The 3365-nt window shown below is 68.4% G+C and carries 3 protein-coding genes and 2 pseudogenes; 3 read left to right on the top strand and 2 right to left on the bottom strand.

Translation table 11 applies throughout. The features are described from left to right. Both ACNFOC_RS52515 and ACNFOC_RS52510 read left to right on the top strand, forming a co-directional pair. Window positions 1–136 (top strand): annotated as a pseudogene (locus tag ACNFOC_RS52515) (D-glutamate cyclase family protein); the annotation flags it as partial. After that, complete coding sequence (locus ACNFOC_RS52510) at window positions 118–768, top strand: HNH endonuclease family protein (protein ID WP_416966043.1); 651 nt, start codon at window positions 118–120, stop codon at window positions 766–768. The pseudogene ACNFOC_RS52515 and the gene ACNFOC_RS52510, both read left to right, overlap by 19 nt. Window positions 769–871: 103 nt before the next feature. Here the strand turns inward: ACNFOC_RS52510 and ACNFOC_RS52505 are convergent, their stop codons facing one another. Both ACNFOC_RS52505 and ACNFOC_RS52500 read right to left on the bottom strand, forming a co-directional pair. Beyond that, complete coding sequence (locus ACNFOC_RS52505; RefSeq protein ID WP_416966042.1) at window positions 872–1621, bottom strand: hypothetical protein; 750 nt, start codon at window positions 1619–1621, stop codon at window positions 872–874. A gap of 115 nt (window positions 1622–1736) precedes the next feature. Beyond that, a complete protein-coding gene (locus ACNFOC_RS52500) occupies window positions 1737–2441 on the bottom strand; it encodes an Rv1352/Rv1906c domain-containing protein (protein ID WP_416966041.1) in 705 nt (234 codons plus the stop codon). 270 nt (window positions 2442–2711) lie between these two features. Between ACNFOC_RS52500 and ACNFOC_RS52495 the strand changes: the two are divergent. Continuing rightward, window positions 2712–3110: pseudogene (locus ACNFOC_RS52495) on the top strand (helix-turn-helix transcriptional regulator); the annotation flags it as partial. Between the last annotated feature and the right edge of the window lie 255 nt (window positions 3111–3365).

Raw genomic sequence — 3365 nt, 5'->3', positions numbered from 1 at the left:
GGTGTCGTTCCTGATCGGGTGCAGCTTCACCTTCGAGTGGTCGCTGAGCGAGGCGGGTGTCCCGATCCGCCACATCGAGCAGGGCCGCAACGTCCCGATGTACGTGACCGGCCGCCCGTGCCGCCCGAGGCGACGGCCAGTGGAGACTCCGGTACGGGTTCCGGCGGAGGCGCGGCCCTGACCGCCGCCGAGTCCCTGACCGTGAAGGGGCGTGCGCCGAAGACCGGTTACTCCCGTGAACGGTTCGGCAGCGCCTGGGCCGACACGGACTCCAACAGCTGCGACACCAGGGACGACATCCTCAAACGGGACCTGAAGCAGGTGAAGTTCACCGACGGCGACTGCAAGGTGTCGTACGGCGTCCTCGAATCCGATCCGTACTCCGGCAAGGAAGTCGTCTACAAGCGCGGCGCCAGCCTCGTCGACATCGACCACCTGGTCGCCCTCTCCGACGCCTGGCAGAAGGGCGCCAAGTACTGGGACGCCAGCAAGCGCATAGCTCTCGCCAACGACCCGCTCAACCTCCTCACCGTCGGCGCCAGCCCCAACCGCAGCAAGGGCGACGGCGACACGGCGACCTGGGTGCCGCCCAAGGCGTACCGGTGCACGTATGTCGCCGCGCAGGTCGCCGTGAAGAAGAAGTACGGGCTGTGGGTCACCTCGGCGGAGAAGGCCGCGATGGTGAAGGTCCTCTCCACCTGCTCCAAGCAGGCCCTGCCGACCGGGGGCAACCCGACGAACGCGCCGGCGAGGTTCCACGCGAACTGAGGTGACACGGCTTTGACCTGTGGCTACGGCACGCCCCGTGAACGTGCCGTAGCCACAGGAGACTTGGCGGCCCAGTGGACCGGTGGCCCAGTGGACCGGTGGCTCAGCTGCCCAGCGCGTCCAGGTCCAGGATCTTGCCGGTGGGCTTCGTCGCCGGTACCGGCTTCTCGTACTCGCTGAACGTGAGCGTCCCCGGGTCCTTCGCGGAGACGCTGTCGATGCGCAGCACATACGGCTTGCCCTCGGTCGCCACGTACAGCGTGTAGGTGTCCTTGCCGTCCTTCTCGCGCAGGGCGATCGCCGGAGTGCCGTCGACAGTGGTCGTCTTCCCGCGGATCGCGTCCGAGTTGCCGTCCTCGGCGCCGCCGAGCACCGACTTCAGATCGCAGAAGCTCGCGATGTCCTTGGCGTCCTCGCCCTTCGCGGACATCTTGGTCCACTTCCCGGCCATCATGTCCACGACCGCGTCGGTGTCCGCCTTGGACTCGCCGTCGCTCTGCGCCCGCAGGAACGCCTCGTCGTACTTCATGTAGATGGTGTCGCCGGTCTTGATCATGTCGGCCTTGCCCTTGCCGCGCAGGCTCAGCGTGCCGGCGCACTCGCCCTTCTTGTTCAGCGCCATGTCGATCAGGATCGTGCCGCCGCTCTCGTCGTCGGGTATGTCGCCCTTCAGCCGTAGCGACGAGGCGCCGGTGGTGGCGGTGAGGGACCGGTCGGCGATCTCGCCACCGGTCAGCCCGGCGAACGGTCCCTTCGGCTTGCTGTCCGCCGTGTCCTCGCCGGGCAGACACCCGGCGAGTCCCGCGGCGGCCACGGTGGTGAGGCAGAGAGCGGCAAGTGCGGTACGACGCATGACAGTTCCTTGATGAGGAGGTGGGTGGTGACGAGTTGAGTGGTGACGAGACGAGGGGGGCGCCCCGAAGAGAACGTTGACCTGACCTGACCTGACTGACCTGAACGTCAGAGCGTCAGGCCGTCTTCTTCCAGTTCCCGCAGCCGGTCGTCTTGAAGTAGGCGTCCTTCGCGCTGATCGTGACGACGGCCGTGCCGGTCACGTTGTCGTTCGCGAGGATCGAGTCCAGCCCGTGCTCGGCGTCCTTCGCGCGCTCCCAGTAGCACATGTCGTCCGTGTTGCCGGTGGACCTGTAGGTGCCGGGGGCGATGTCGACGCCGACCTTGAACATGCCGCCGTCGCCGGCCATCTTCGTGGCGGGGGAGCCCTGCGCCTTCGTGTCGACGGACTCCCAGTCCTTGCAGCCGCTGGACTTGAAGATCTTGTCGGTGGCCTCGACGGTGACGTAACCGGTGCCGCTCACATTGTCGTTGGCCAGCAGCGAGTCCGTGTCGCCGGAGGCGTCCTCGGCCCGCTCCCAGTAGCACATGCCGTCGGTGTTGCCGCTGGTGCGATACGTGCCGGGCTTGATGTCCGTGCCGACCTGGAAGTCGCCGTCCCCGTCGAACGCGGCCTTCTTCTTTGCGGCGGCCTCGGTCGGGCCCGAGTCCTTCTTGGCGGCGGTCCTGTGTTCCGCGGACGCCGAAGAACCCTTGGTGCTGCTGGCAGAACCACTGTCCGAACCGCCGCCCCCGCCACTGGTGTTGGCGTTCGCCGATACGACCCCGATGACGACGACCCCCACGACAGCGCTCAGCGTGAGCCTGCCCTTTATCCCCATGGCTGTCCCCTCCCCGACACGGCGACCGCCTCCCTCCGGCGGTCGCTCGTTCGCTGAGTCAATAAGAGCAGAGGCTGTGAACCGAGTCAACACGGTTCACGAGAAGTCGTGTGTACACGGCCGTGAAGGGGTAGATCTTGCGTGCGTCGGTATGCTCGGCGTCACAGACGGACGGCAGGTGCAGCACGGATGCGGCGCGCACACAACGCGGAGACGGCGCAGGGACGGCGCGGACGCGGCGAGGCCGGTGCGACGAGGGGAGTGGGGCGAGTGCAGGACAGCGCGACAGAGGTGACCGCCGCCGGTATCGCACGGCTCGCCGGCGTCGGCCGGGCCGCCGTCAGCAACTGGCGCCGCCGCCACGCGGACTTCCCCAAGCCGGTCGGCGGCACCGAGACCAGCCCCGCCTTCGCCCTCGCCGAGATCGAGTCCTGGCTGCGCAAGCAGGGGAAACTCGCCGAAGTCCCGCTGCGTGAACGGGTCTGGCAGCAACTCGTCGGCCACCCCGAGGGTCCGGTCGCCGCCCTGGTGTACGCAGGCTGCGCTCTGCTCCTCATCCATGAACGCCCCACCGTCTGGCTGGACGTGAGCGCCGGTTCGGACGAGCGGATGGCCGCGATGCTGCCCGGCGCGCTGGAGCAGGTGCTCGTGCCACGGTGCGGTGCGGTGCGTGGACGCGGAGTTCACAGGGGGCGAGAGGGGAGCGCCGCGGCGGCTGTGAACACGCCGAACACCCACGCCGCCCGGAACACCCCGAACGCCTCGAGCGCTGTGAACACCGCGAACACTGTGAACGCCACGGCCGCCCCGACCACATCCCCGGCCCCTGTGAACACCGCGTCCACGCACCGCACCGCACCGTGGCACGAGCACCTGCTCCAGCGCGCCGGGCAGCATCGCGGCCATCCGCTCGTCTGATTCGAC

This window comes from Streptomyces colwelliae (assembly GCF_048158785.1).
Lineage (GTDB): Bacteria > Actinomycetota > Actinomycetes > Streptomycetales > Streptomycetaceae > Streptomyces.
The sequence above is the reverse complement of the archived record's forward strand: the minus strand, read 5'-3'. Positions and strand labels throughout refer to the sequence as shown.

Excerpts from the sequence above, each read along its gene's own strand:
- ACNFOC_RS52505 (WP_416966042.1), bottom strand. The coding sequence starts at position 1,621 with ATGCGTCGTACCGCACTTGCCGCTCTCTGCCTCACCACCGTGGCCGCC.
- ACNFOC_RS52500 (WP_416966041.1), bottom strand. The coding sequence starts at position 2,441 with ATGGGGATAAAGGGCAGGCTCACGCTGAGCGCTGTCGTGGGGGTCGTC.